The sequence below is a fragment of the Bacillus sp. MYb56 genome (assembly GCF_002976445.1).
GTDB classification, from domain to species: Bacteria; Bacillota; Bacilli; order Bacillales; family Bacillaceae_G; genus Bacillus_A; species Bacillus_A mycoides.
The window spans coordinates 18,501-45,096 of sequence record NZ_PCOH01000010.1; the positions used below are offsets into that span (position 1 = coordinate 18,501).

General features: G+C 36.5%; 30 protein-coding genes and 1 pseudogene. 13 read left to right on the forward strand and 18 right to left on the reverse strand.

The window, feature by feature from the left end; genetic code table 11:
- Positions 1-37: 37 nt before the first annotated feature.
- Together CQ058_RS14040 and CQ058_RS14045 are read left to right on the forward strand one after the other, a co-directional pair.
- Positions 38-781: a DUF3298 and DUF4163 domain-containing protein gene (locus tag CQ058_RS14040; RefSeq protein ID WP_002129698.1), complete on the forward strand. Its 744-nt coding sequence runs from the start codon at positions 38-40 to the stop codon at positions 779-781.
- A 50-nt stretch (positions 782-831) separates the two neighbouring features.
- Positions 832-1,425, forward strand: coding sequence for a biotin transporter BioY (locus tag CQ058_RS14045; RefSeq protein WP_002191054.1), 594 nt, complete (start codon positions 832-834; stop codon positions 1,423-1,425).
- Positions 1,426-1,470: 45 nt separating this feature from the next.
- Here CQ058_RS14045 and galU read toward each other — a convergent pair whose 3' ends face one another.
- Entirely contained in the window at positions 1,471-2,358 is an 888-nt protein-coding gene (gene galU / locus CQ058_RS14050) for a UTP--glucose-1-phosphate uridylyltransferase GalU (protein ID WP_002191055.1), read from the reverse strand.
- A 145-nt stretch (positions 2,359-2,503) separates the two neighbouring features.
- On the reverse strand, positions 2,504-4,228 hold the full coding sequence (locus CQ058_RS14055) for a phospho-sugar mutase (protein ID WP_105589771.1): 1,725 nt from the start codon (positions 4,226-4,228) through the stop codon (positions 2,504-2,506).
- A gap of 143 nt (positions 4,229-4,371) precedes the next feature.
- On the opposite strand from CQ058_RS14055, the gene cdaS reads away from it, so the two are divergent.
- Positions 4,372-4,977: a sporulation-specific diadenylate cyclase CdaS gene (gene cdaS, locus CQ058_RS14060; protein ID WP_105589772.1), complete on the forward strand. Its 606-nt coding sequence runs from the start codon at positions 4,372-4,374 to the stop codon at positions 4,975-4,977.
- Positions 4,978-5,145: 168 nt separating this feature from the next.
- On the opposite strand, the gene pepA is transcribed toward cdaS, so the two are convergent.
- The 5 genes from pepA to CQ058_RS14085 all read right to left on the reverse strand — a co-directional run bounded on the left by pepA (position 5,146) and on the right by CQ058_RS14085 (position 9,769).
- Positions 5,146-6,630 (reverse strand): cytosol aminopeptidase, encoded by a 1,485-nt coding sequence (pepA, locus tag CQ058_RS14065; RefSeq protein WP_002015872.1) that lies wholly within the window; start codon positions 6,628-6,630, stop codon positions 5,146-5,148.
- A 276-nt stretch (positions 6,631-6,906) separates the two neighbouring features.
- Positions 6,907-7,533: a 3D domain-containing protein gene (locus CQ058_RS14070; protein ID WP_002089307.1), complete on the reverse strand. Its 627-nt coding sequence runs from the start codon at positions 7,531-7,533 to the stop codon at positions 6,907-6,909.
- 86 nt (positions 7,534-7,619) lie between these two features.
- Complete coding sequence (locus CQ058_RS14075; RefSeq protein ID WP_002089308.1) at positions 7,620-7,937, reverse strand: YuiB family protein; 318 nt, start codon at positions 7,935-7,937, stop codon at positions 7,620-7,622.
- Positions 7,934-8,440, reverse strand: a complete 507-nt coding sequence (locus tag CQ058_RS14080; RefSeq protein WP_002015875.1) for an NUDIX hydrolase — start codon at positions 8,438-8,440, stop codon at positions 7,934-7,936. Before CQ058_RS14080 ends, CQ058_RS14075 begins: the two co-directional genes overlap by 4 nt.
- A 120-nt stretch (positions 8,441-8,560) precedes the next feature.
- Positions 8,561-9,769, reverse strand: coding sequence for an NAD(P)/FAD-dependent oxidoreductase (locus tag CQ058_RS14085; protein WP_002067919.1), 1,209 nt, complete (start codon positions 9,767-9,769; stop codon positions 8,561-8,563).
- 464 nt (positions 9,770-10,233) lie between these two features.
- Here CQ058_RS14085 and CQ058_RS14090 point away from each other — a divergent pair, with 464 nt between their 5' ends.
- The 3 genes from CQ058_RS14090 to CQ058_RS14100 all read left to right on the forward strand — a co-directional run bounded on the left by CQ058_RS14090 (position 10,234) and on the right by CQ058_RS14100 (position 13,455).
- Positions 10,234-11,223, forward strand: a complete 990-nt coding sequence (locus tag CQ058_RS14090; RefSeq protein WP_002191057.1) for an NAD(P)/FAD-dependent oxidoreductase — start codon at positions 10,234-10,236, stop codon at positions 11,221-11,223.
- A gap of 178 nt (positions 11,224-11,401) precedes the next feature.
- Positions 11,402-11,878: a GyrI-like domain-containing protein gene (locus tag CQ058_RS14095; RefSeq protein ID WP_002191058.1), complete on the forward strand. Its 477-nt coding sequence runs from the start codon at positions 11,402-11,404 to the stop codon at positions 11,876-11,878.
- Between the two features lie 329 nt (positions 11,879-12,207).
- Complete coding sequence (locus tag CQ058_RS14100; protein ID WP_002034542.1) at positions 12,208-13,455, forward strand: MFS transporter; 1,248 nt, start codon at positions 12,208-12,210, stop codon at positions 13,453-13,455.
- A 17-nt stretch (positions 13,456-13,472) separates the two neighbouring features.
- On the opposite strand, the gene CQ058_RS14105 is transcribed toward CQ058_RS14100, so the two are convergent.
- Positions 13,473-14,354 (reverse strand): helix-turn-helix domain-containing protein, encoded by an 882-nt coding sequence (locus CQ058_RS14105; RefSeq protein WP_002167455.1) that lies wholly within the window; start codon positions 14,352-14,354, stop codon positions 13,473-13,475.
- Positions 14,355-14,585: 231 nt separating this feature from the next.
- Here CQ058_RS14105 and CQ058_RS14110 point away from each other — a divergent pair, with 231 nt between their 5' ends.
- Positions 14,586-15,047: a 2-thiouracil desulfurase family protein gene (locus CQ058_RS14110; protein ID WP_002192374.1), complete on the forward strand. Its 462-nt coding sequence runs from the start codon at positions 14,586-14,588 to the stop codon at positions 15,045-15,047.
- Positions 15,048-15,075: 28 nt separating this feature from the next.
- Here the strand turns inward: CQ058_RS14110 and CQ058_RS14115 are convergent, their stop codons facing one another.
- The 4 genes from CQ058_RS14115 to CQ058_RS14130 form a co-directional block, all read right to left on the reverse strand.
- Positions 15,076-15,429: a YxeA family protein gene (locus CQ058_RS14115; protein WP_002191062.1), complete on the reverse strand. Its 354-nt coding sequence runs from the start codon at positions 15,427-15,429 to the stop codon at positions 15,076-15,078.
- A 508-nt stretch (positions 15,430-15,937) separates the two neighbouring features.
- On the reverse strand, positions 15,938-16,291 hold the full coding sequence (locus tag CQ058_RS14120; protein WP_002034566.1) for a HesB/IscA family protein: 354 nt from the start codon (positions 16,289-16,291) through the stop codon (positions 15,938-15,940).
- 41 nt (positions 16,292-16,332) lie between these two features.
- Positions 16,333-17,199, reverse strand: coding sequence for a diaminopimelate epimerase (dapF, locus tag CQ058_RS14125; RefSeq protein ID WP_002191063.1), 867 nt, complete (start codon positions 17,197-17,199; stop codon positions 16,333-16,335).
- Positions 17,200-17,527: 328 nt separating this feature from the next.
- Positions 17,528-17,767: a YuzB family protein gene (locus CQ058_RS14130; RefSeq protein ID WP_002015892.1), complete on the reverse strand. Its 240-nt coding sequence runs from the start codon at positions 17,765-17,767 to the stop codon at positions 17,528-17,530.
- A 428-nt stretch (positions 17,768-18,195) separates the two neighbouring features.
- On the opposite strand from CQ058_RS14130, the gene CQ058_RS14135 reads away from it, so the two are divergent.
- The 3 genes from CQ058_RS14135 (at position 18,196) to CQ058_RS14145 (ending at position 20,972) form a co-directional block, all read left to right on the forward strand.
- Positions 18,196-19,266: an NAD(P)/FAD-dependent oxidoreductase gene (locus tag CQ058_RS14135; protein ID WP_002192372.1), complete on the forward strand. Its 1,071-nt coding sequence runs from the start codon at positions 18,196-18,198 to the stop codon at positions 19,264-19,266.
- A gap of 268 nt (positions 19,267-19,534) precedes the next feature.
- Positions 19,535-20,194: an ABC transporter ATP-binding protein gene (locus CQ058_RS14140; RefSeq protein ID WP_002192371.1), complete on the forward strand. Its 660-nt coding sequence runs from the start codon at positions 19,535-19,537 to the stop codon at positions 20,192-20,194.
- The gene (locus CQ058_RS14145; RefSeq protein ID WP_002129719.1) at positions 20,178-20,972 is read left to right on the forward strand and encodes an ABC transporter permease; all 795 of its coding nucleotides are present in this window, start codon (positions 20,178-20,180) and stop codon (positions 20,970-20,972) included. Before CQ058_RS14140 ends, CQ058_RS14145 begins: the two co-directional genes overlap by 17 nt.
- Positions 20,973-21,022: 50 nt before the next feature.
- Here the strand turns inward: CQ058_RS14145 and phnA are convergent, their stop codons facing one another.
- The 3 genes and pseudogenes from phnA to CQ058_RS14155 form a co-directional block, all read right to left on the reverse strand.
- Positions 21,023-21,364 (reverse strand): alkylphosphonate utilization operon protein PhnA, encoded by a 342-nt coding sequence (gene phnA, locus CQ058_RS14150; RefSeq protein WP_002089332.1) that lies wholly within the window; start codon positions 21,362-21,364, stop codon positions 21,023-21,025.
- Positions 21,365-21,645: 281 nt separating this feature from the next.
- Positions 21,646-21,738, reverse strand: a pseudogene (locus tag CQ058_RS33065) (DUF2628 domain-containing protein); the annotation flags it as partial.
- Positions 21,739-21,951: 213 nt separating this feature from the next.
- Positions 21,952-22,326, reverse strand: a complete 375-nt coding sequence (locus CQ058_RS14155; RefSeq protein WP_002034571.1) for a hypothetical protein — start codon at positions 22,324-22,326, stop codon at positions 21,952-21,954.
- 88 nt (positions 22,327-22,414) lie between these two features.
- On the opposite strand from CQ058_RS14155, the gene CQ058_RS14160 reads away from it, so the two are divergent.
- Entirely contained in the window at positions 22,415-22,891 is a 477-nt protein-coding gene (locus CQ058_RS14160) for an SMI1/KNR4 family protein (protein WP_002015882.1), read from the forward strand.
- 350 nt (positions 22,892-23,241) lie between these two features.
- On the opposite strand, the gene CQ058_RS14170 is transcribed toward CQ058_RS14160, so the two are convergent.
- Both CQ058_RS14170 and CQ058_RS14175 read right to left on the reverse strand, forming a co-directional pair.
- Entirely contained in the window at positions 23,242-24,036 is a 795-nt protein-coding gene (locus CQ058_RS14170) for a nucleotidyltransferase domain-containing protein (protein ID WP_002192368.1), read from the reverse strand.
- Positions 24,037-24,087: 51 nt separating this feature from the next.
- The gene (locus CQ058_RS14175; protein WP_000248586.1) at positions 24,088-24,396 is read right to left on the reverse strand and encodes a YuzD family protein; all 309 of its coding nucleotides are present in this window, start codon (positions 24,394-24,396) and stop codon (positions 24,088-24,090) included.
- A gap of 206 nt (positions 24,397-24,602) precedes the next feature.
- On the opposite strand from CQ058_RS14175, the gene CQ058_RS14180 reads away from it, so the two are divergent.
- Together CQ058_RS14180 and CQ058_RS14190 are read left to right on the forward strand one after the other, a co-directional pair.
- On the forward strand, positions 24,603-24,839 hold the full coding sequence (locus CQ058_RS14180) for a NifU family protein (RefSeq protein WP_000431158.1): 237 nt from the start codon (positions 24,603-24,605) through the stop codon (positions 24,837-24,839).
- 435 nt (positions 24,840-25,274) lie between these two features.
- Complete coding sequence (locus tag CQ058_RS14190) at positions 25,275-25,490, forward strand: hypothetical protein (RefSeq protein ID WP_001137788.1); 216 nt, start codon at positions 25,275-25,277, stop codon at positions 25,488-25,490.
- 59 nt (positions 25,491-25,549) lie between these two features.
- Here the strand turns inward: CQ058_RS14190 and yutH are convergent, their stop codons facing one another.
- Positions 25,550-26,551 carry a spore coat putative kinase YutH gene (gene yutH, locus CQ058_RS14195; RefSeq protein WP_002089339.1) on the reverse strand — a complete coding sequence of 334 codons (1,002 nt, stop codon included), beginning with the start codon at positions 26,549-26,551 and terminating at the stop codon, positions 25,550-25,552.
- Positions 26,552-26,596 lie beyond the last annotated feature (45 nt).

Below are 26,596 nucleotides of genomic sequence, written 5' to 3' on the forward strand. Positions count from 1 at the left end.
ACTACCTATAACACTTATATAAGGAGGTTTCACCTAAATGAAACAGAAATTTTGTATACTATTGCTTATGTTCTCCTTGCTGACTATTGTACCAAATTGTGCAATAGCAGCCAAAGCATCCAACCTGACAATCAATGTTAAGACTGTAACGCAAAAAGGTAAGAAACCTTATATAGAATATCAAATTAATAGGCCTTCCTTTCACAACTTTTCTGATTCAAAATTTCAAAATAAGCTGAATTCCTATTACAAAAACTCTACTACTAAATTTAAAAGTAAATTAGAAAAAGAAGCGAAGAAATATTATGAGGAAACAGAAGGATCTAGCACACCTTTTCATCCATACGTTGCAAATGTTGACTATAAAGTAGCTTTAAACAAACCACCTTTCCTCAGCCTATATGTGAATTACTATCAATATACAGGCGGAGCGCACGGACTGTATACGTGGAAGGCAAATACATTTGATTTAAACGAAAAAAAATTATTACACTTAGACGATTTATTTCAACAAGAGGATAAATATAAAGAAATAATTCGCACAGAGATTGTAAGACAAATTAAACAAAATGAAAGCATTTATTTTCCTGATGCAGTCGAAAAAGTAACGAGCACTAAAAAGTTTCACTACTTTTTAGAACCGGATAATCTTGTAATTTATTTCTCTTTATATGAAATTGCTCCTTATTCAAGCGGAATTCCGCAGTTTCGTATTCCATACACATTGCTTAGAGACTATTTAAAGCCTTCTTATCAAAATATTTTGATTGACAACAAGTAAATATTTTCGCTACGATATTGTTAACCTAAACACAACTGGAGGTTAACATTATGAAGAAGCTTCATGTTTTAGATTTAGCATTAGCTGCCATGTTCGTCGCTCTTATGGCTATTGGTGCAAATATTGTATCGTGGGCACCATTCTTACAAATAGCGGGCATTCCATTATCTATGCAACCATTTTTCGCAATTTTAGGAGGTCTTCTTCTTGGGAGTAGACTTGGGGCATTATCAATGACTGTTTACATGCTTGTTGGAGTAGCAGGTGCGCCAATCTTCGCTAACTTCAAAGCTGGATTTGGAGCACTTTTAGATCCTACTGGTGGTTTTATTATCGCATTTATTATCGTTGCTTACGTATCAGGAAAACTAGTAGAACAAAAAGAACGACCAACATTCAGCACCTTTGCAATTGCTTCTTTCGTCGGAATCATTTTAACGTATATTATCGGTACTACTTATATGTACGGGGCAGTCAATATTTTCATGGGTGGTAATATGAGTTATAAAGCTGCCTGGATGATTATGATGTGGTTCGCAGTAAAGGATATTGCGTTTACAATTATCGGCGCTATTATCGCACCTCGCATATACTATGCTGTACGTCGTTCCGCTTATCAGCATTCTCATTCGACGATTTCATAATAAACAAGGAGCTGTTCCTATAGGAACAGCTCCTTGTTTATTATATTAAGACTCTTGCTTCATTTGCTCGTCTAAAATTTTCTTCATCATTACTAGCATATCATCACGTAATTCTGGGTGTTGCAATGCCATTTCAATTGTTGTTTGAACAAATCCTAATTTTTCACCAACGTCATAACGCTTTCCTTCGAAGTCGTAAGCAAATACACGTTGAATTTCATTTAAGCTTTGAATTGCATCCGTTAACTGAATTTCGCCGCCCGCTCCAGCTTGTTGCTGTTCCAAGAACATAAAGATTTCAGGAGTTAAAATGTAACGTCCCATAATCGCTAAGTTTGAAGGCGCAGTACCTTGCGTTGGTTTTTCAACGAATTGACGAACTTGATAACGACGTCCCTCTTGCTCTAACGGATCAATAATTCCGTAGCGATGTGTTTCTGCTTCAGGAACAGTTTGTACACCAATAACAGAAGAAAGTGTTTTGTCATACTCGTCCATTAATTGACGTAAACATGGTTTTTCAGCTTGAACGATATCATCGCCTAATAATACTGCAAACGGCTCATCACCAATGAATTTACGTGCGCACCAAACAGCATGTCCTAATCCTTTTGGTTCTTTTTGACGAATGTAATGGATATCTACCATTTTAGAAGAAGCTTGTACTTTTTCAAGTAACTCATACTTTTTCTTCTCTAATAAGTTTTGCTCTAATTCAAATGCGTTATCAAAATGATCTTCGATAGAGCGCTTTCCTTTACCAGTAACGATAATAATATCTTCGATGCCTGATTTTACTGCTTCTTCTACGATGTATTGAATTGTTGGTTTATCTACAATTGGAAGCATTTCTTTTGGCATTGCTTTCGTTGCTGGTAAAAAGCGTGTTCCTAATCCCGCTGCCGGAATAATTGCTTTTCTCACTTTTTTCATGACAAATACCCTCGCTTTTCATTCTAATTCTCTTAGTAAAGTGCAAATTTATAACACTCGCTCGTAATAATCCTCTACATCAAACAAAACTACAAGAAAAGAGGAGGCTGTTCTCCCCTTTTCCTATCAGTAGTATTCTATTCTATTATAAACGATTCATAATATCTTCTTTAATAGTAAGTAACTTTTGTTCACTATTTTGTAAGGAATCATCTTGTACACCAAAGTAGAATTTAATTTTCGGCTCTGTTCCAGATGGACGTAAACAGAACCAAGAACCATCTTCTAATTGATATTTTAACACATTTGATTTCGGTAAGTGAATCTCTTCCTTATTTCCATCTTGTAACGTTGTAATGATGCTTTCTTTATAATCCTCAACTGCAGCGACTGTTAAACCAGCTACTTCTTTCGGAGGATTCTCACGGAATGTTGCCATCATCTTTTGAATCTGTTCGGCACCATCTTTTCCTTTTAACGTTAACGATACAAGGTCCTCACGGAAGAACCCATACTTCTTAAATACTTCTAGCAGACCATCGTATAACGTTTTACCTTGTGATTTGTAGTATGCAGCTACTTCACATGCAAATAGGACGGATTGCACCGCATCTTTATCACGGCAGAATGGACGGATTAAATAACCGTAGCTTTCCTCATAACCGAATTGGAATTCATATTGTCCGCTTTCTTCATACTGTTTAATTTTTTCGCCGATAAATTTAAATCCAGTTAACGTATCAACTGTATCTAAACCGTATGCTTTTGCGATTGTACGGCCAATTTCAGACGTTACGATTGTTTTTAAAACAACACCGTTTTCTGGAAGCGTTCCGTTTTCCTTCTTTTGTGATAATAAGTAATCAAGCATTAACGCACCTGTTTGGTTACCAGTTAATACTTGGAACTCACCATCGTGATTGCGAACTGCTACACCTAGACGGTCTGCATCAGGATCTGTTGCGATTAACACGTCTGCGCCTACTTTTTCACCGTCGCGAATTGCATACGCAAACGCTGCATGCTCTTCTGGGTTTGGTGATTTTACTGTAGAGAAGTTTGGATCTGGTAACTCTTGCTCTTTTACAACAGTTACATCTGTAAATCCAACTTCTTCTAAACCACGGCGTACCGAAATATTTGATGTTCCATGCAATGGTGTAAAGAAGATTTTCAAATCTTTTCCTACTTCTTTCACCATCTCTTTATTAATAATGACTTTGTTCAATTCTGCTGCATACGCATCATCTACTTCTTGTCCAATTATATGTAATAAACCGTCAGCTTTTAATTGCTCAACATCAGCAACTTCAACTGTTAATTCATTCTCTACTGCATTTACGTAGCTAATTAACTCATCAGCTTCCTTTGGAGGCAACTGGCCACCATCTTCACCATATACTTTATAACCGTTATATTCGGGCGGATTATGGCTTGCCGTAAGAACGATTCCACTTGCTGTATGTAAATGACGAACTGCGAAAGAAAGCACTGGTGTTGGACGTAAGCTTTCAAATACATATGTTGTAATACCGTGTGCACCAAGAGTAGCAGCTACTTCCATTGCGAATTCAGTTGATTTATGACGAGAATCATACGCGACAACAACACCGCGTTTTTTCGCTTCTTCACCTAATTTTTCAATAAACATAGCTAATCCTTTTGTTGCTTTACGAACTGTATATACATTTAAACGGTTCGTACCAGCACCAAGTTCACCACGCATACCACCTGTTCCGAACTCTAGATTTTTATAAAAGCTATCCTCGATTTTCTTCTCATCTTGCTTCATGTTTTCTAGCTGTTCTTTTAATTCTGCGTCTAATTCTGCATATGAAAGCCAGCGACTAAATTCTTGTTTCCAATTCATACTTCCATCTCCTCTCGCCTGTCGTACCTTCATTATATGAAAAAAACAACCTGAATCTCAATATTTTTTAAAATCTAGCAGGATTTTACTATAAATATTTGTATACACTATGGTTAAATACTCCACCAAAGGGAATGAGGATTATGCAAGAATGGGACTTGTCAGAAGAGCTCAAAATAAAAACAAAGCAGATGATTGAAATTGCTGAAAAAGAATTATCAAACATGAAGCATGCAATCGATAAAGAAGATGAATGTATTTTATGTAAAATGGAAGATATTCATCATATGTTAACAAATGTACAGACGTTAGCAGCTACATATTATATTCAAGCATATTTATCACCTTATACGGAAAGTTCACATTTCATCACTACAGCTGTCCAACATTTAAGCGCTCGAAAACACGGTGCTCTTATTATTGTGGAACGAAGTGACGCTCTTGATTCTTTCATTCAAACTGGAACGACATTAAACGCACACTTAACCGCGCCACTACTTGAATCGATTTTTTATCCAGGGAACCCTCTTCATGACGGAGCCGTTCTCATTAAAAATAATCATATTGTCTCAGCAGCTAATATTCTTCCATTAACAAAAAGCATGGAAATCAATCCTGAGCTAGGAACACGTCATAGGGCTGCAATTGGCTTATCCGAGAAAATTGATGCACTTATATTAGTTGTCTCTGAGGAAACAGGGCGTACTTCATTCGCTTTAGGTGGGACGTTATATACGATTTCTTTATAGGACGAATCTTTCACTATGTAGCACTTTTTGGAACTGTAAAATAGTAAATGAAATTATATTAACCGTAACTCCAAATATATCGACTTACCGACAAAAACTTACAATAGTCATACCATATCAATAAGAAAAGGCTATCCCAAAAATTTGAGACAGCCTTTTCTTCAAAAATTATTCTTCTCCGAAACGCTCAACAAGTGTTGCAAGTGTACGCACCATTGCACCTGTTGCTCCAGATGGTCCTAAATCATGTGCTCCTGATGTTTCAGATGTTCCAGCGATATCTAAGTGTACCCATGGTGTTTCTTCTGCAAATTCACCAAGGAATGTCCCAGCCATAACCGCATGTCCTTCACGGCCTGGTGAGTTATTTAAATCAGCAAATTTACTGTTTTTGACACGTTCTTTATCACGTTCAAAAATCGGCAATTGCCAAATTGGCTCATCCGTTTCCATAGAAGCCTCTAACACTTGTTCAAACAATTCTTCATTATTTGTCATCGCGCCTGTTGTATGATTTCCAAGTGCAACAATTACACCACCTGTTAATGTTGCAACATCAACTAAGTAATTTGCGCCAAGTTTCTTCGCATACGTAATACCGTCAGCTAACGCTAGGCGACCTTCTGCATCTGTATTTAATACTTCAATTGTTTTTCCGCTCATAGATGTAATAACATCATCTGGCTTAAATGCTGTACCACTTACAACGTTGTCAGTTGATGGAATAACAGCAATTACATTTTGCTCTGGGCGAAGTTCACCGATGATCTCCATCGCGCCAAGAACAGCAGCAGCTCCGCCCATATCACCTTTCATACCAACCATGCCTTCACGTGGTTTTAAAGAATAACCGCCTGTATCATATGTAATCCCTTTTCCAACAAATCCAATTACATCTTTCCACTCTTCTTTTCCTTTATAAATAAGAGCGATCATTTTTGGCGGTTCAGTAGATCCTTGGTTTACTGCAAGTAATGCACCCATACCAAGCTCTTCCATCTCTTCTTTCTCAAGAACCTTATAATCCATATCGTATTTTTCTGCTAATTCAACTGCATACTCAGCAAGCTTTGTCGCTGTTAATACGTTTGGCGGCATATTTACAAGCGTACGAGCTGAATTCGTTGCACGTCCATGTACGTATCCTACCGTTAATGCTGCTTCAATTTCTTGTGTATCTTCTGCTGTAATAGCCGTAAACTTCTCTAATTCTACACGATCCTTTTTATCTGATTTATACGTTTGTAATTCATATGTACCAAGACCTTGTACTTCTGCCGCAATATGAGCTACATCAATCGCATCTAATTTATCTGTCACGAAAGAATCAAGTAAGATTGCTGCATCTTGTACTTTTGCTGCTTGTAACGCTTTAAACGCCTTACCAAGAGCAGCACGTAACGTTTCCGTTGTATATGACTCTTTCTTACCTAAACCAACAAAATAATAACGTTTAACATTTGTTTTTCCTAAGCTATGTACTTTTGAAATTGCTTTCTTCTTAGTTGAAAGTTCTTTTTCTTCTAATAAAACTTGTAATTGTCCTTCAAACGCTTTATCCAGTTCTTGTACAAAGCTACTCGTTTTATCTTCTTCAAATAAGGCAACAATTACCGCTTCATGACTTACTAATTCTTTTTGTACTTGAAACATGTTCAGACCCCCTAAATTTCTCTACGTCCATTATAACTTTATTTTCGATAAAATGCGACAATTCTAAATTCTGTTATTTCATATAAAGTAAAACTATAATCAGCCCGCACCAATCGGGCGTTTACGGGTAGCAGGGCTCCCACCTACCTTCTTTGCTCCAGCTGAATTTTGAGGTGGGGGTTTTACCGGCCGCAAATAGCAGGATAAAGATGCTATCTCCAATATCTTCTATGGTGAAATAAGACAAGAAAAAAGTCTAGCGTTATTGCCACTAGACTATCTTTGTTTTAAATATTGTCCACGAAACACTTGCATCGTTTCGTCTTGATTTAACATCGTTAACTCTTCTTCCGAAAACTTGCCATTTCCTATTTTCACTATATACACATTTACTTTTTTCTTACCCCATTGGCTATAAACATCTTTCACCGTATCATAATATAAATCGAGACGATTTCCTTTTATAGCACCGCCCTTATCAGCTACAACACCATATCCGTAACCTGGCACGAATAGAATTGTCCCAAGCGGGAATACGCGTAAATCGGCAGCGATTGTGGAATATAAATCCCTTTTTGCTTTAACACCTGAATATGTAATGCCATACTCTGGATGCCCCGGCCTCTTTCCAGTCGACTCTATACCTGATGTATAACCAGTTGCAGTCATTTCTATAACACGATATTTAGACCAGTCATTTGCCTGCTCTAAAGCATTTATCACTTCTTTACTCGGAGCAACTTTTTTCTCAATTTCTGCTGCATGTACTTCTTTTACACTTGTTCCTTCATATGATTTTATAATCTCTAATAAAGAAACTCCTGTGAAAGCCTGCCATGTTACGCATAATGCGAATGCAAGTAAACAAGTCATCATAATGCGAATACAATATCGTTTTAACATTTTTATATTCCACACTCCTTCATCGTTAATCATTCCCTATACGATGAAGGAATATGCAAAAAAATAATCTCCAAATTGATTGGAGATTAAAACATTTGATATCCACTTTTTCGAAGTTTTTTAATTATGATTCCTGCTAAAGCAGCACCTACTAATCCAGTAGATAGAATAAACACATCTGCGTGTCCTAAATGCGATACACTTGTCCCAAATGAAGAAAATGTTTCTTTTGGCTTTGAAAAATAGTCCCATACACTCGCTTTATTAATAATAAGCATACAAATAATCGGATATACAATAACCATTACCCACGTAGCTCGCAAAATCATGTTGAGTAAAAATCCAATTCCAAAAAATAAAATAAAGAACAACATCATTGAAATAAGTAGTACCGGTATACTCACTTCTTCTCCCTCTCCTTCGCATACGCCGTAAACACATGATAAGCCGTATAACCAAATTGCTCTCCTGGATTTAATGTTTTGTCCATTTCAAAATGCGACTCTGCTCTTCCTTCTAATAAATATTTGATGAGTACAGAAGTATTTTGATCATCTGCAATATTTTCCGGATGTAAAAAAGCTACTTCCGACAATTCTTTCTCCTGTACGATAACGTCTTCTCCCTCTGGCTCTAGAAGAAAAATAATCATATTATCACTAATTTCATTATGAATAACACCTGAGCGAATACCAATAATCCCCTTTACATGAGCAACAATGCCTGTCTCTTCCAAAATTTCACGTTTCACAGCTTCATCAACAGTCTCGCCTTCATTAACAAAACCAGCAGGTAAAGACCATTGCCCTTTCAATCCACCGTATTTTTTCTTAACGAATAGCCATCTCCCATCTTCTGTAGCTACTAAGCCACTGACAGCTAACCACACTTTCCCTCGCTTCCCCATGATATAACCTCCTCCATCAAAACGAACAGAATATTCTTTCTTTTTTATATATTATACTATATTTTCAATACGAAAAAAGCAGAAACAGCTCATAGCCGTTTCTGCTTTTTCTACTATATATTAAAAGAACTTCAATTTACCTTTTTTAAGAACTAATAAAGGTCCGCCTAGTAAGAATAAGTAACGGTTGTCGATTACTTTCTTCATGAATGAAGCTTTCCAACCTGTTAACTTTTTACCCATAACAACGCCCATTGCATCGTCATGACCTAATGAACATACAGATCCTTTATTATCAAATGCGAACTTTTTCATTTCACCTTTGCCACGAACTAACACAGTTAAATTGTGTGCAATATTATAACCTTCTTGAATTGCAATCTGTGCTGTTGGTGGGTATGGACGGTTAATTTCTTCGTTGATGATTAACGCTGCATCACCAACCATGAATACATCTTCATGACCCGGAGCGTGCATGTACTCATCCACTTTAATACGTCCGCGCATTGCTTCAAATCCAGACTCTTCCACAATACCATTACCACGAACACCTGCAGCCCAAACTACAGTTTCAGATTTAAGAAGTTCAGCATCATCACCGTTGGCAACGATAATACCTTCTTCAGTTGCTTCCTTAATTGCTGTACCGATGCGGAATTCTACACCTTTTTTCTCAAGTTGTTTTACAGCGTACTCTACTAATGCTGGATCGAAACCAGGAAGTGCTGTTGGAGCAGCTTCTACACAGATGATACGTGCTTTTTCACGTGGAACATCATACTCTTTGCAAAGTTCAGGAATACGGTTTGCAAGCTCACCTACGTACTCGATACCAGTAAATCCAGCGCCACCAACAACGATTGTTACTAACTCATCACGTTTTTCAGTCGCATATTGAGCGAATTTTTCTTCCATATGCTCACGAATTTGACGAGTTGCATTAATGTTAGTGATTGAGAATGCATGCTCTTTTAATCCTTTAATTCCGAACGTTTCTGATTCGAAACCAAGACCGATTACTAAGTAATCATACTCTAATTCACCATCTTTTAAGATAATACGTTTTTCAGCAGCTTTAATCTCTACTACTGTATCTTGTACAAAGTTCACTTTATTTGTATCGATAACGTCTTGAATATCTAGACAGATTTTATCATCTTGTAATGTACCAGCTGCACTCTCATGTAACCAAGTTGCTTGGTAGTGATAGCTGTTGTTGTTTACTAACGTAATTTCAGCTTCACTTACAGATAATGTTTTTTGCAGACGAACAGTCGTAATCATCCCGCCATAACCTGCACCTAAAACTACGATTTTTGGAGTCTTCACTAAATCACAACCCTTTTCTTTATATAATAGTAATAAAAAATAATACCAAGTACTAAAAACTCTATTTGTCAAGAATGTGGAATTTATCACATTCTATATCATAACAAAACGCAGTCAAAAAATCGTACGAAATTTGTCATAGAAATTTAACATAATACTTCCCTATATTAGTCGGTTTCATTCCATAATTCAAGCACCTAGAGAATTATCAATATTTTAAAATAACATAGCGTTTTCAAGGGTTTTTCAGCCTTTTTTTCATGTATTTTCCTTTCGCTATATTTTATACAATTCTAAAACATCTATGCGCAAACTTACTTATTATTCAGTCGTTTTCAGAAGTAATATTAACTGAAATATGCTATCATTTATTTGAAAGTGTCATCATTTGCAGGATTTTCATGTACATATGAACAATATATGAAATCAATATTAAAATTCCATCATCTATAGGGGGAATGAAAATGACAGAAAATCAAAAAGTTTACGACATAACGATTATTGGTGGTGGCCCAACAGGACTATTCACCGCATTTTATGGCGGAATGAGACAAGCAAGTGTAAAAATTATTGAAAGCTTACCTCAACTTGGCGGGCAATTATCCGCACTATATCCCGAAAAATATATTTATGATGTAGCTGGATTCCCAAAAGTGCGCGCACAAGAGTTAGTTGATAACTTAAAAGAACAAATGAAAAAGTTCGATCCAACCGTTTGCTTAGAAGAAGCTGTTGATACGCTTGAAAAACAAGCTGACGGTATATTTAAGCTTGTTACAAATAAACAAACTCACTACTCTAAATCTGTCATTATTACTGCTGGTAATGGTGCTTTCCAACCACGCCGCTTAGAATTAGAAGGCACAGCAAAATATGAAAAGAAAAACTTACATTATTTCGTTGATGATATGAATAAATTTGCTGGAAAACGCGTCGTTGTATTCGGCGGTGGTGACTCAGCAGTAGATTGGACAATGATGTTAGAACCACTTGCGGACAAAGTTACAATTGCTCATCGCCGCGATAAATTCCGTGCACATGAACATAGCGTAGAAAGCTTAATGAATTCCCGTGCAGAAGTAAGCACACCTTACGTTCCAGTTGAACTTATCGGTGATGATACTATTGAACAAGTTGTTCTTCAGCACGTAAAAACAGAAGAAAAAATTATCATCGATGTTGATGACGTAATCGTAAACTACGGCTTCGTTTCTTCACTTGGTCCAATTAAAAATTGGGGCTTAGATATTCAAAAAAACAGCATCCTCGTGAACTCAAAAATGGAAACAAATATTCCTGGCATTTACGCTGCTGGTGACATTTGTACATATGAAGGAAAAGTAAAACTCATTGCTTGCGGCTTTGGTGAAGCACCGACAGCAGTAAACAATGCAAAAGCTTACTTCGATCCAAACGCAAAACTTCAACCAATGCATAGCTCAAGTATGTTTTAATATAGAAATGAAAAGAGCTCCTTTTACATGAAAGGAGTTCTTTTGTTATAAAGATCCCTAATCCAAATTACCTCTCTTTCTTCACAGCTATGTACTTTAGAAAAAAATACCACATACTCCTAAAATATGTTACAATAAAACAGAACATACGTTTCATTCAATGGAGGGAAATTTTATAATGAAAGAACCTATTATCATTAAGAAAGAAGCTTTCCAAGCAATCGGCGTTTCTATTACGACGACAAATGAAAAAGAGGCATCTACTGAAGGAAAAATCCCACAACTTTGGAACCAATACTTCCAAGAACAAATCATGCATCACATCCCAAATCAACAAACAAAAGAAACATTCGCTTTCTACTCAAACTACGAATCAGATGAAACTGGTACATATCAATTTACTATTGGCATGCCTGTTTCTTCATTAGAAGACGTTCCTGAAAATATGACAGCCTTAACAATACCTGCCGCAACGTATGCGGTATTTACAACGAGAAAAGGTCCTGTGTCTGAAGTCATTTGTGAAACTTGGGAATATATTTGGCAATGGTCGAAAGAAAACAAACGTGCTTTTACAACAGACTTTGAGCTTTATGACGAAAATGCAGTAGATCCAAATAACGTACAAGTGGATATTTATATTGCTTTAGCGTGAATGACAAAAAAGAAGATACCCTTTGGTATCTTCTTTTTTGTCGTTAAATAGCCACTGTGCAAATTCATTATTATTGTCTACAATGAGAAAGTGCAGTATAGAAATATTAGAAACTGTATAAAGTGAAACTATACTCAGTGGGGGTTTTGTTCATCCCCCACTGAGTATTAGCCTTCACCAATCGGGCGTTTACGGGCAGCCCGACTCCCGCCTAACTTCTTTGCCCTAGCCCAATTTTGAGGTGGAAGTTTTACTGCCCGCAAATAGCGGGATAAAACGATTGTTAATAGGTTTTTTAGTCTAAATTTGGTACATAGAAAGGAAGCAATATGGAGGAACTACAACAAAATAAATCTGCTTTAGAAGGAAGCGGAAAACCGTTATTAAAAAATACGAACTTCCTTTTTCTTTGGGCAGCTACTCTCTTTTCAAGTTTTGCTTTAGCCTTTTTTACTTTTTCACAAACATGGTACATAGCAAAAACATTAAACCTTGAGGCTTCACTCGGTATTGTTTTCGTGGCTCTTAGTGTTCCAAGGCTCATCTTTATGATTATCGGCGGAGCATTAGCTGATAAATTCCCGAAAAAAAATATTATGTTTTACTCTAATATTATTCGCGCTATTCTTGTCGCAACCATTCTCACCTGGTTCATCGTCGGTGATGTAACACTATATACATTTGCTTTGTTCGCTTTGTTCTTCGGACTTGCTGACGCTTTCTTCTGGTCAGCAGATGGATCTATTCTGCCTGAACTTGTAGAAAAAAGCCGTTTAACACAAGCAAATTCACTTACTCAAATGACAAACCAAGGATCGGTCATCTTGGGCCCTGTACTTGGCGGTATTCTCATTAAATTTACGAACTATGAAACAATCTTTTCAATTACAATCCTGTTACTCATTATCGCTGCGATACTCGTTCAAAAAATACAATTTACAGTACCCGAAAAAAATGAAACAGATAAAGGCATGTTTACTTCTATTAAAGAGGGAATTTCATATGTAAAAGAATCACCATTTCTTTCAACTTTCCTTATATGTAGCGCCTTTTTAAATTTATTTTTAATCGGCCCAATGCAAGTAGGCTTCCCGCTCTTCGTCAAAAACGTTCTGCACGGTGATTCACTTCAGTTTAGTTACTTAGAAGCGTCTGTTGGCGGCGGGATGGCGATAGGAGCTGTCATTGTCGGATTAAAAAACATTAACCGCAGACGTGGTCTATTTTGTATTATCATGATGCTACTGTCTGGTGTATTCTTCCTAGCCATCAACTTTAGCACCGTACTTTGGCAAGCCTTATTAGCTGGAATGTTTTACGGTATTACAATTGCGATGGCTATCGTTCCACTTATGGCAATGATTCAATCAACAGTAAAAGAAGAGATGATGGGACGCGTTATGAGTTTACTCATGCTTTCATCGATGGGATTCATTCCGCTCTCTTACGCATTTACATCGCTTGCACTTGGGATAGGCATTCCAATTGTAACGGTTATGAAAAGCGGTGCAATCGCTGTTATCGTCTTTGTACTATTTGTAGCAATTCGTGTTCCAGTTGTAAGAAAGTTCGATTAGCTACTTGGAGTCATGTATTATACGCATGGCTCTTTTTTAAATGGATCGAATAACGGTATTCCCTTACTTCTCCTTAATGCCGCTCCCCACTCTAATCCAATTTCTAAAAATAAATCTCGCATCGTACTATACAATAGTGCTCCAACATCTTTACGAATTTCTCCGTACTTATACGCTCTCACAACACTTTTCACCCGCCAAATTAAATTTCCATACGCTTCTTCATCAGCTAATATCCCCTCTAATAAAGCACCTTGCTCTAGTAATCCGCTCTTTTTATAAGCAAGTTCCACCTTACTCCAAAATATATTAATCTTCTTCGGATTACTCGTCATCGGCACCAGTGCGTATATAAAAGGCTTCGGTATATCGTGACGACAATACGTTTCATCAAGCTCGTACGTTACTTTTCTTTTCTCTTTTATTTGTGGAATGTTTTTAGAAAGAATTGTTTCCCCCTCATTTTTTTGCTCGTTTCCACTACAGCCATCTGTACGATCATCACTTTCACATGCGGACATTTTCATACGGTCATCCATGCGGTCAATTGCAGATTTAAGAAATACATATAAGTTTGCACTATATCCCCCGCGCTTATATCTTTCTTTTGTCGCAACACGTTTTATAATTCCTAGTTCCTCTAACTTTGCAATCGAGCGGCGTACCGTACGAATACTCTTTCCAACATTTGTAGCAATCGTCTCCATTAACGGACAAGCAACTCCCACTGTTTTCTGTTTCTCATTCACTGCATACTTTCCTAAAAAATGAATAATGATAGCATCCGTTTTATTCAATTGAAATCGATAGCACTTCAAAACTTGTTTTTGATATGTATTAAACTCTTCTTTACTTCGAAATTGACTATATGGTTTCATTAAATTATATAAGCTTCCCATTTTTATCACCTCACTTATAGGTAAGAAATAGGCAGAGAAATTGGCGTGATATTTAATATTTTTTATCCCGCATTAACGGGCAGTAAGACTCCCACCTCCAGATTCGGCGAATGCGAGGAGGTTAGGTGGGAGATCAACTGCCCGTAAAAGCCCGATTGGTTCAACTAATAATCAGTGGGGGATGGACAAAACCCCCACTGATTAAAGTTTCATTTTATTGGAGATGAAAATATGATTGTAATTAGCGCTTGTTTAGGTGGTATCGCTTGTCGTTATGACGGTAACGATAATCTCGTTTCAAAAATAGAAGAGTTATTACAAAGGGAAGATACCATCCTTGTTTGTCCCGAAGTATTAGGCGGTTTACCAACACCACGCCCTTCTGCTGAAATTATCGGCGGTAATGGCGATGATGTTTTAGATGGAAAAGCAAAATTAATGACGAAAGAAGGACAAGATGTCACGGAGGCTTTCGTGCGTGGTGCTTATAAAGCATTAGAACAAATAAAAGATTTAAACCCAGAATATATAATTTTAAAAGAACGCAGTCCATCTTGTGGTAGTTCTACTATTTACACAGGGGAATTTAACGGCAATAAACAAACCGGTTACGGAGTGACAACTGCTTTATTTAAAAGACACGGATTTAAAGTCATTTCAGAAGAGGATTTTGAAAGTAAAAAAAGGAATTGACCCTGTTCGTCAATTCCTTTTTTCTGTCTTATTTCGCACCTAGTTTTTCTTTCACTTTCGCTGGAAGCTCGTCTTTCTTCACTTCTTCCCAAGCTGTTACACCTTTTTTATCTGAGTGGTATACGCGTAGAAATGCTTCTTTACGAAGATTTTTTTGCGCTATGAATTCTAATTCTTTCTCTTTACCGTCTTTATCAAAACCAGTTAGCTTATATTCGTAATCTTTATACGGCTGACCATTATCAGCTTTACCATTATATTCTTTTCCATCTACTGTAATTTGAACGTAATACTCATCTTTACCCATACGGTTTAAATCACAGCCAACTAACAAACTTGCGAATACAACTAAAATACTAAAAAGTGCAATATATCTTTTCAATTCCTTCACCTCATATGTTTTTCTTATATTGTTATCTTAAAGCCTAAGCTTTAAAGAAGAAATTCAAAAACATGACATGAACATTACACTTTTGTAAGATAGTAAATTAAAACTTTAATCAGTTTTTTTTCATTGAAAACGTTATTGACACTCATCTAGCCTAGTCATGACAATCTATTAACGCCAATTTTTCCACTTGTCACGAATCTTATCACGTAATTTCCTTATACCGCTTATTACACCTTCTATTACGCACTCTATTATGATATCAATTATAAGGTAACTTACGAATCTAATTATAGGTTTAATCACATATCTCCTTACGAATTCAAAAATATCGTCAATCTTGCGTCCCCTTCTTCTTGCATATATTCGTTATCTTTGTCTTTTCTTTTTCTTTTTAGCGCAAAAGAAAAGACCTTCCTAACGATTTGGTTTCATCGCTAAGAAGGTCTTTATATGCAACCTACCCATTCAATTTCCACTTAGAATAAAGGGATGAAAAAACTTAGCAATCTTCTGGCTTACCAGCATTCGACGCTGTACGGAAAGATGATCCGCATCCACATGATGCGATCGCGTTTGGATTGTCGATTGTGAATCCGCCGCCAAGCATAGATTGCTTATAGTCAACTTTCACTCCCTTTACAATCGGAGCACTTTCTTTATCGATAACAAATTCAACACCGAAAAACTCAAGAACTGTGTCGTCTTCTTTTGGTTCTACTTCAAATCCTAAGCCGTAAGAAAGACCACTACATCCGCCGCCATGTACAGCAAGGCGCACGTACTTCTCTCCATCTTCAGCATCTTTTAACATATCTTTAATTTGAAAAGCTGCTTGTTCTGTTACTTCAATCATGAAATACACCATCCTTTCTGTTCTCATTCTATTATACATCTTTACGCTTCTATCTTGTACTCATACACTCCGCGGCAAATTATTTCCGCAGGTCCTTTCATTAATACATTTCCTTCTTCTGTCCATGCGATCATTAAGTCGCCGCCTGCTAAGTGAACCGTAATTTCTTTACCGTGTTCCATTTTCCCATTTAAAATTGCCGCAACGACAGCTGCGCATGCTCCTGTCCCGCAAGCTTGTGTTACACCAGATCCTCGTTCCCAAACGCGGAAATTCATCTCTTCATCATTCAAAATCTCGATAAATTCAACATTCACTCGCTCTGGGAACATTTCATGCGTCTCAAGAACCGGTCCTAACGTTGTAAGAGGCGCGTTTTCTACATCATCAACAAAAATAACCGCATGTGGATTCCCCATTGAAACAGCTGTAAATGCATAACGGTGATTATTGTATAAGAAGTTTTCACGAATAAATGGTGTTTCTCCTTCACCAAGCATCGGTATCTCTTCACGTGTTAAACGAGGTGCTCCCATATCGATTTTCGCTAATGTAACTTTGTCATCTTCTACCGTTACTTCTGCCGTAACAATACCAGCTAACGTTTCAATTGTGAAAACTTTACCTTCTACTAGTTTATGCTCATACGCATATTTCGCTACGCAGCGTAAACCATTTCCACAGCTCTTTCCTTCTGAACCATCGTTATTAAACATGCGCATTTTTACTGGTGCCACGTCAGAAGGACAAATTAAAATCATTCCATCTGCACCAATACCGGTATTAATATTTGAAACCTTTTCCGCTACAATTGCTAAATCTTCTTCTCTAATTTGTTCCTCAAACATATTTACATATATATAACTATTTCCAAGACCATGCATTTTTGTAAAAGAAAATCGGCTCATTTTTATTCACTCCAAAAATAATTTATTATTTCAAGTATAAAATGCATGCTTTTAGAACACAATATGAATGTCCCCCGTTTCTCATATTTGACAGTGTTTTGGCAATAAGCCGTTCTTACACAAATCGTGTAAGAAAAAAGCCCTTCTAAAAGGGCTTTTTTTTTCGAAATAAACACTCCTAATAAAGTGAAACTTTAATCAGTCTGGGGACGGGCAACAGGGCTTCAACCTAACTTCTTTGCTTCAGCTGAATTTTGAGGTGGGAGTCTTACTGCCCGCAAATAGCGGGATAAATGAAAAAAGAAAAACGTTGCCTGTTTGCAACGCTTTAAAACATTGGATTTTCATCCATATAATCATATACATTATTTACAAGTTCTTCTACTGTTGCACCTTGTACCACTTCACCATTTACAAGTGCAAATGGACCTTCAAAACAGATGCCACAATATCCTAAACAACCATATTCCATTACGTCTAAATTAGGATCTTTTTCTAATTTTTCTAAAGCTGCTTGCGAACCGCTTGCAAGGTTACCTACACAAAATTCGATTAATGGTTTAATCAAAACTCTCTCCCCCCTGTATCTCTAAACAAATTACCATTTACTTTATATGGTATGTGCATACCTAATTTGCGAAACGGATAAGTAACCCTCTCTACTTGTTACCATTCCACTTTATTTATAAGAAGAAAACTAAGCTGTTTCTTGTTGTTTTCGTTATATATTCTAAACTATTTAGTTACTTCACTATTTCACTTCATAATAGATGGTCTTCTTTATATAACATACTACTCATAATGAAATAGTAAATAGTAACTAGAAAATGAAAACCACTTACTTTACTTTTCTTCTTATTGTACAACAGAGTATTCATTCATGCATTGTTATTTGTTCACAAATTCGATATAATTTGATTGTGTAAAGTCAAAATATTTTATTAATATAAAATTGTATGATTAGGGGATATTTCAACAGAAAAGGGGTAATCCATCATGAAACACCTCGTACTACTAGGTGGTGGCTACGGTGGAATGAGAATTCTGCAGCGGCTACTTCCAAGCAACCAACTTCCAGATGATGTACAAGTGACATTAATCGACAAAGTACCATATCATTGCTTTAAAACTGAATATTATGCATTAGTTGCGGGTACAATTTCAGAAACGCATATTCGCATACCGTTTCCTGAGCACCCACGTCTCAATATTCAATACGGAACAGTAACAAATATTGACCTCGAAACGAAAGCCATTCATCTCGATGGCGGTGAAACGATTCAATATGATGATTTAATTATCGGGCTTGGCTGTGAAGATAAATATCATAACGTTCCTGGGGCAAAGGAATATACACATAGCCTACAATCAATTGAACAAACACGTAAGACATATGAACAATTAAATAGCTTAGAACCAAATGCAACAGTAGCTGTCGTTGGGGCTGGTTTAAGCGGCGTTGAAGTGGCAAGTGAACTTCGCGAAAGCCGTTCAGATTTAAAAATCTATTTATTTGATCGAAAAGATAGAATTTTATTCCCATATCCAGAGAAATTAAGTAGATACGTAGAAGAATGGTTTGTAAAACATAAAGTTACCATTATACGAAACTCTAACATTACAAAAGTGGAACCAAACATTGTATACAACCATGATGAACCACTTGAATGTGATGCAATCGTCTGGACAGCTGGTATTCAAGCAAATGAAGTTGTTCGAAACCTTCCAGTAGAACAAGATGGTAGCGGACGGGTTGTTTTAACGAAATATCACAATATTCCAAATAACGAGCACGTTTATGTCGTAGGAGATTGTGCAGCACTTCCACACGCACCATCTGCTCAACTTGCTGAAGGTCAAGGAGAACAAATTGTCCAAATATTATTAAAACGTTGGAATAATGAACCACTTCCTGATGAACTGCCTGTTATTAAATTAAAAGGTGTTCTCGGTTCTCTCGGCAAAAAACATGGATTTGGTTTACTAGCAAACCAACCATTAATGGGACGTGTACCGAGATTATTAAAATCCGGTCTTCTTTGGATGTACAAATATCATAACGGTTAATACTTTAAAGGCTGCCTACATAGTAGACAGCCTTTTTCTATTCATTTTTTGTAACTACTCAGTCATTCTATGAAAAACCGACAGAAAAGCATTTTTTTAAATGGTCGAGAGGGACTGGCTATGTATAGTATAGGATCGGTCAGTGCCTTTTCCTGCCACGCGCAAAGTTTTAAAACAAAGAAAAAAGATGTTCCTTCTAAAGAGACTTTATTTTTCTATTTTTCTCTCTTTTTGATACGATATAACTAGAATCAGAAAGGAGCAATTTATGTTTATATTAAAAGACATCATATATAAAGATATTCTACACATTCCTTATTTACAGATTCAAAAAGAAAAAACAACTTGTATTATCGGTGAAAGTGGTAGTGGTAAAAGCACATTACTTCGCATGCTAAACGATTTACAATCACCAACATCTGGCACAATTGAATATAACGGAAAATCTATTTTAGATTATCCTCCCATTCAATTACGCCGTGAAGTTGTCATGCTCGGACAAACTCCGCCTATTTTTGATGGAACAATTAAAGATAATTTATTAATGGGACTTCGATTTTCTGAAAAGCCATTTCCAAATGACGACGCCCTGCAAGGCGCATTAACGACTGTTAGCCTAGATAAAAAATTAGAAGATAACGCCTCTTCTTTATCAGGTGGCGAAAAACAAAGACTTGCTTTCGCTCGTATTATACTAATGGATCCGCCCGTCTATTTATTAGATGAGCCAACTTCGGCACTAGATGGTGACACAGAACGCCGCGTTATGAAACAATTCACTCTACTGGCAAGAGAAAAGAAAAAAACAGTTATCTTCATCACGCACTCGCAACAACTTCCAGAAGAAATCGCAGACGATATTATTGAAATTAGTAAAACAAACGGTGCAACTAGAAAGGAAGTGCTATCAATTGAAAGGCGTTATTGAACTACAAATTTGGCAACTTGCAGCTGCATATATTTTCATCCTTATTTTAATCGGGCTTGTGAAATTAAAAGGAATACCGCGTGAGAAACAAATTACAATTGCTACATTACGTATGACAATTCAGCTCGTACTAGTCGCATATGTTCTTACATACATATTTGAAAATAGTAATCCGTTTTATACAATAGCTCTCATTACTTCTATTACTACCTTTGCGATTTTCAATATTTATAAACGAGTTAATATTCCAATGTCAAAAGAATTAAAACGAGTAGCCGCCCTCTCCATGATCGCTGGATCAATTGGCCCTCTTCTACTATTTATCTTTGTCATTATCGGACACGATCCTTGGTATGCTCCGCAATATATCGTTCCTATTGCCGGCATGCTAATCGGTAATGCTATGACAGGTATTTGCCTCGGGGCAAACACCTTTTTAAACAGTATGAAATCACAAAGAGACCATATTGAAGGTGCACTTATGCTTGGCGCAACTCCAAAACAAGCAGCTGCTCCGCTCATACGGGACGCTTTCGATTCTGCTATTTTACCAACAATTAATTCCATGGTCGGAATGGGAATTATAAGTCTTCCAGGCATGATGACAGGACAAATTTTATCCGGTGTATCACCATTTACAGCTATCCAATATCAAATTGCGATTATACTTGGCATTTCTGGAAGTACAGCTTTCTCTGTTATTATCTTCTTACAGCTTGGGTATAAAACGTTCTTTAATAAGCGGTGCCAGTTGAAAGAAGTTGAAGTACAATCATAAAAAAGACGCTCTGCAAGTTACTTACAGAGCGTCTTTTTTCTTTGCTAATCTTACGCTTTCTTAACGAACTGTGATTTTAACTTCATAGCTCCGAAACCGTCGATTTTGCAATCAATATCGTGATCTCCCTCAACTAGACGGATACTCTTTACTTTCGTACCAATCTTTACAACTGAAGACGTTCCTTTTACTTTTAAATCTTTAATTACAGTAACAGCATCGCCATCTTGAAGAACGTTTCCGTTCGCATCTTTTACAACTTTTGCACCATCATTACTTTCAGCTTCCGCTTCTTGCCCCCACTCATGGGCACATTCTGGACATACGAAAAGAGCGCCATCCTCATACGTATATTCTGAATTACATTTTGGACAATTTGGTAAAGTAGCCATAAATTCATTTCCTCCGTTCATTATTTATACGTAAAAATCAAATCGAATTTTTACATGTCGATAAATAAAATTTGTATAGCATTTCTTTATACTGCCATAGTCTCACGTTATTGACAAGCCTACCTCAAATTCTCATTTTTTATTGTATTTTACAAAATTTCAATTAGTATGGCGTTTGTTTACTAATGTTTTTCTCTTCTTGTTACATATCCTTTCTCATAAATAAAAAGAAGAATCTTCATTAGACTCTTCTTTTTGCGATACATCATTATCTATTTATATTAATACCAGGCATTTTCTTCAATATAAAATTGATACTCTTCTGCTTCTTCTTCATTTAACTTTTTATCGTTTAAATAAATTTCTTTCCATTTTACTATTAAATATATTAGAATACTCATATATAAGACATTTAATACACTATGTTAAACATCTTGTATATTCGCAAAAAAGGATGTATCAAAATCATTTTGAAACACCCTTCTCCTATTAAACTACTATTGTAATATGACCAAACCTAAAATCTCGACTTAAGAGACTTCACAAATTAGCTCTCTACTATTTCAAACATATTTCCACTTACACAACTATCCCACATTACCCTTCACTTTCTCAATAACATCTTCTATACGCTTAGCTATACATTCTGGCTCCCAATCTCCCTCACCATGCATAGCTGTATAAACCGGATAATTCTCATCATTACTATCTACAAAGATCGGGTCTCCGAGATAGGAATCTATCCCAATTACAACCCATCCCTCTTTCCAATCTCCCTCTTCATTTCCGACTAAGCTTTGCCCTTCCTCATCAAAGCTATAACCAAGTTGTCCTTCTTCTATTTCTTCACTATTAAATAATTCGATTGTCATCGGTTCAAATTCACACTCTAACTCAATTTCATTATCCTCAGCGCGATCTACATGTGCTAAAAGTTGTTTAATTTTATTGTGGTTAATCATAATATCTTCCCCCTCTATTGCGCAGTATTTTAATTAACTATAATATACAAAATAAAGTTTATAAAACTATTATTTGAGGTGACCAAATATGAAGACTACACTTTGGGCAGAAGATGACTATTTAAAATTAGCACCTATTAACGACGAACTAATAAAAAAAGCAGAAGAAGTACTAAACGTAAAGCTCCCAGAATCGTACATAAATCTTCTAAAAGAACAAAACGGAGGAACTCTTCGATTAGATGCTCATCCTACTTCAGAGCCAAATTCTTGGGCAGACGATCACGTTAATGTTTCTGGATTATATGGCATTTCTTTTGATGAAAATGAGTCTAGTATTTTAGAGAGCCATTATTTAATTCAGGAATGGGACATGCCTGAGAATATCGTGCTTTTATCTGGTGACGGACATACGTGGATTGCACTAGACTATCGAAACGTAGCTGAAAATCCTCCAGTTATATTTATCGATAATGAGTTTGAGGAAATTATTGAATTAGCACCTAATTTTGAAAGCTTCTTACAAAACTTAACTACATACAATTATGATGAAGATGAAGAGTAAACCTATCTCTAAAGGAGTGCGCAATAGTGCAAGATTTCATTATAAAGTGAAACTTTAATCAGTGGGGGTTTTGTTCATCCCCCACTGATTATTAGCCTTCACCAATCGGGCTTTTACGGGCAGTTGATCTCCCACCTAACTTCTTTGCTCCAGCCGAATTTTGAAGTGAGAGTCTTACTGCCCGTTAATGCGGGATAAACATCAAAAAGAACAGTCTATTGCATAATGTTTCACATGAAACTATCCATATTTTAGATTATCTTTCGACTTCTCATTCCTTGCAAAGTACTTTTTCATTATATAAAAATAGTAAAAGCATCCTTTATATGAAGGATGCTTTTACTATTCACCTACCACTTCCCCCTACACTCTTCAATTACATGCAGCAAATACCGCTTTGTCATATCAGCCCGTCTCCACCTAGAGAGCTTTCGCTTTCCTTCTGGATTATGCCGCATTCGCTCTACTTCCCTTAATAAAGGCTCCCACTTATGAGAGTAAAGTTCCAACATGTATTGTAATCCTCTATCTTTTGAAACAATTGTTTTATGATCTAACGTATATAAAATGCGTCCCATCGTAACGACAGCTGATTCTACCCACTCTTCTATGAAAAATAAATATGGTTGCTTCGCTTTTTCACTCCAGTACTGTTCTACGTTGTATTTCATCGTATTTACTACATCATCCCACCTTATTTGAAACGAAAGATCTTCAGCTTCTTTCCCGGTAACTGTAATACCTTGATTTTTTAACGTCCACCATGTGACCGCGTTAATATCCCAATGACCAATATCAGCCTTACCATCTGCACAATACACGTACTCATTTATTTCATGATTGTATTTCCCTAAGTCAGCAAGCGGAATATACATACCGTCCATTCTTTTACCTAACGTACTTTTACTAATTTTTTTATGCAGTTCTATAATTTGTTGTTTTTCAGCTTCATTCACGGAATCACTTATTACCGTAACAAAATCAACATCGCTCGTTTCTATATGAAATGCTCCTAGCGCGATTGATCCGTAAATATATACCCCGACTATTTTTTCATCCGAAAAAATTTCTTTTAATTCTACTATGTACTGCTCCATTAATTGCTTTACTTCTTCTGGTAAAGCATGTTTTATTCCATTCTCCACATCTATCCCTCCATAAAAAAAGCCTTCGCAAATTCGCAAAGGCTTCATGCTTTATAAATATTTCTCGATTTCTTCATAAACATCCTTCAAACGTGGATTTCCTTCTCCAACGATTTCACCATTTACAAGAACGACTGGATAAAATAGATCTTCCTCCACTACTCGCTCTGCGAATGCTTTTTTATCTTCATCTTCTTGTTCTTCTTGAAAATCAATATACTCAAACTTAAATTTATTTTCTTGTCCTTCATATTTACGACCAATCGCCGCTTGTAACCACTCAAACGTTTCTGTTGAAGATGGCATTCCAACGCAGCTCGCACAAATTACTTTCGTCCCATACACTTGCACATTAACCATTTCTTCTCCCCCACTTCTCGTTCTAACAGTATATTCAGATGTCTTATTTCATAAGCACATCATTTTACAAATTTATTCTATACCCCTATACTGAAAAAACACGTTGTACACATGATACAATATTTCGACAATAAAACAAGAAGAGAAAAAATAGATTTTCCCCTCTATCTTGATTATAATAAAACTGATGAAAGGAGTCGATAAAAATGGAAAACCCACATATGGAAGAACAAGTACTAGAAGTATTAGATAAATTACGTCCATTCTTACTTCGCGATGGCGGAGACGTTGAATTAGTAGACATTGAAGAAGGTATCGTAAAATTACGCCTTATGGGTGCTTGCGGAAGCTGCCCAAGTTCTACAATCACACTAAAAGCTGGTATCGAACGCGCATTACTTGAAGAAGTACCAGGCGTTATTGAAGTAGAACAAGTATTTTAATTAAAAGCGGAAGCGGCTCGTCCAAAATGTGAGGAGGATGGAGCTTCTGACATAGAGGCGCTTTTTGCCTCGGCGGAAGAAGCGAAGCCACCGAACATTTTAGCCGCTGGAGCTAGATAATATCTAAAAGTGGAAGCGGCTCGTTCAGAACAGAAGGTCATTGGAGCTCCTGACGAAGAGGCGATTTTTGCCTCACAGGAAGGCGCGAAATGGCCGACTGTTCTAGCCGCTGGAGCTAGACATTATCTAAAAGCAGAAGCGGCTCGTTCAGAATCGCTTCCTAGAAAGAGACCCAAATGGGTCTCTTTTTTTATTCAAATAACACTTCCCCTTTAACATCATAAAACAAAATTGGAAATCCTTCTCAAAAAGTGCGATAATTAATACTATAGAATCGTTCACACATATACAGAAAAAAACATAGGGGGACGACACATGCCAAGAATGGGGAACACTTTCTTAACAATTCAAGAACTAGAAAAGAAAAAAGAGTATTTATTAGACCTTTCATCCGTTATACCAACATGGAATGCAAGTTATCAATTTTTATTTAAAGAAATCCAGCAAGAATTATTGAGTAAAGTAAATGAAAAAATCGAAAGACATCAATTCATTTTAAATATATGTGCAGATCAACAGGTAGGGGCATAATGTATTACATACAATTGTGATATATAAAAAAGAGACCTCACCCGGTCTCTTTTTTCATTTTAAGACAGCCAATCTAATTTCCTAATGCCTAACTTATCAACAGGTAAACGAAATGACTCGTAAAAATGATTCATAAATTGCTCAGTGCGCTTCACATCATGTAAAATGATTTCTAAACGGGCTCTATATATGCCTTTTTGTTCTTCGTTTCCTGTTTGATAATATCGTTCAATCGTTTCAAAGTAGTGAAGCGGGAACAGAAGCCTTGCGAATAATAAGCGCCAACCAAATGAAGAGAGCGAATAATTACGTTCATAATCTGTAATGAATTGAACTACCGTTTGCTCCCAATCTTTCTTTTTTTCTATCATCATATAGCGAATACATTCTGCTATATCTCTACTTGGGTGATCATATACCCAATCAAAAGGAAGTTTTAAACGCTTCGTTTGCTGCCATAATAAAGGTGTAAATCGTTCTTGGCAAATTGTTGCTGCGTCAGTTATTTGTGGTGTATCGTCCATTTCTGTATCGACAACATATTGAATTGCATTTTCTGCAACTCCTAAGTAATACGGGAAGGATTCAATAAACAATTGATCGAATACGTCTGAAGGATGGTTCATCACTTGCGATTGCCAAAACCTTTCTAATTGGTCGAGCCTTTTTTCCCATAATGCTTTCCATTCACCAATGCGGCTTAATTGCTCAACTTCTTCTGGAAAGAATGCGCCACGTTTATGGAATATAGAAAGCTCACTTCCTAATGATGTAGCATGTCGCTCTAACATACGCATACCTTTTAATAAGCAGTAATTTTTTTCTTCTATCTCACTTACATAGTAGCCGTGTATAGTCGGAACGAAAGTCGAAACAGTTATATCCCCTTGCTGGTTCATATAATCACTGAGCTTTTTCATCTCTACAAGTACTTCTTCCTCCATTTCTCCAATTGGAACAAGTACATAAATTTTGTTGCGAATCCAAAAGCTTTTATAGGGGCCAAGGGGGATTAATTCTTTAACATGCATGTGATAATGCTCATAAATATGCTGAATCATCGCAGTCGCCACCTATGGTTTTTCTTTATATATATGAGCTTGTGC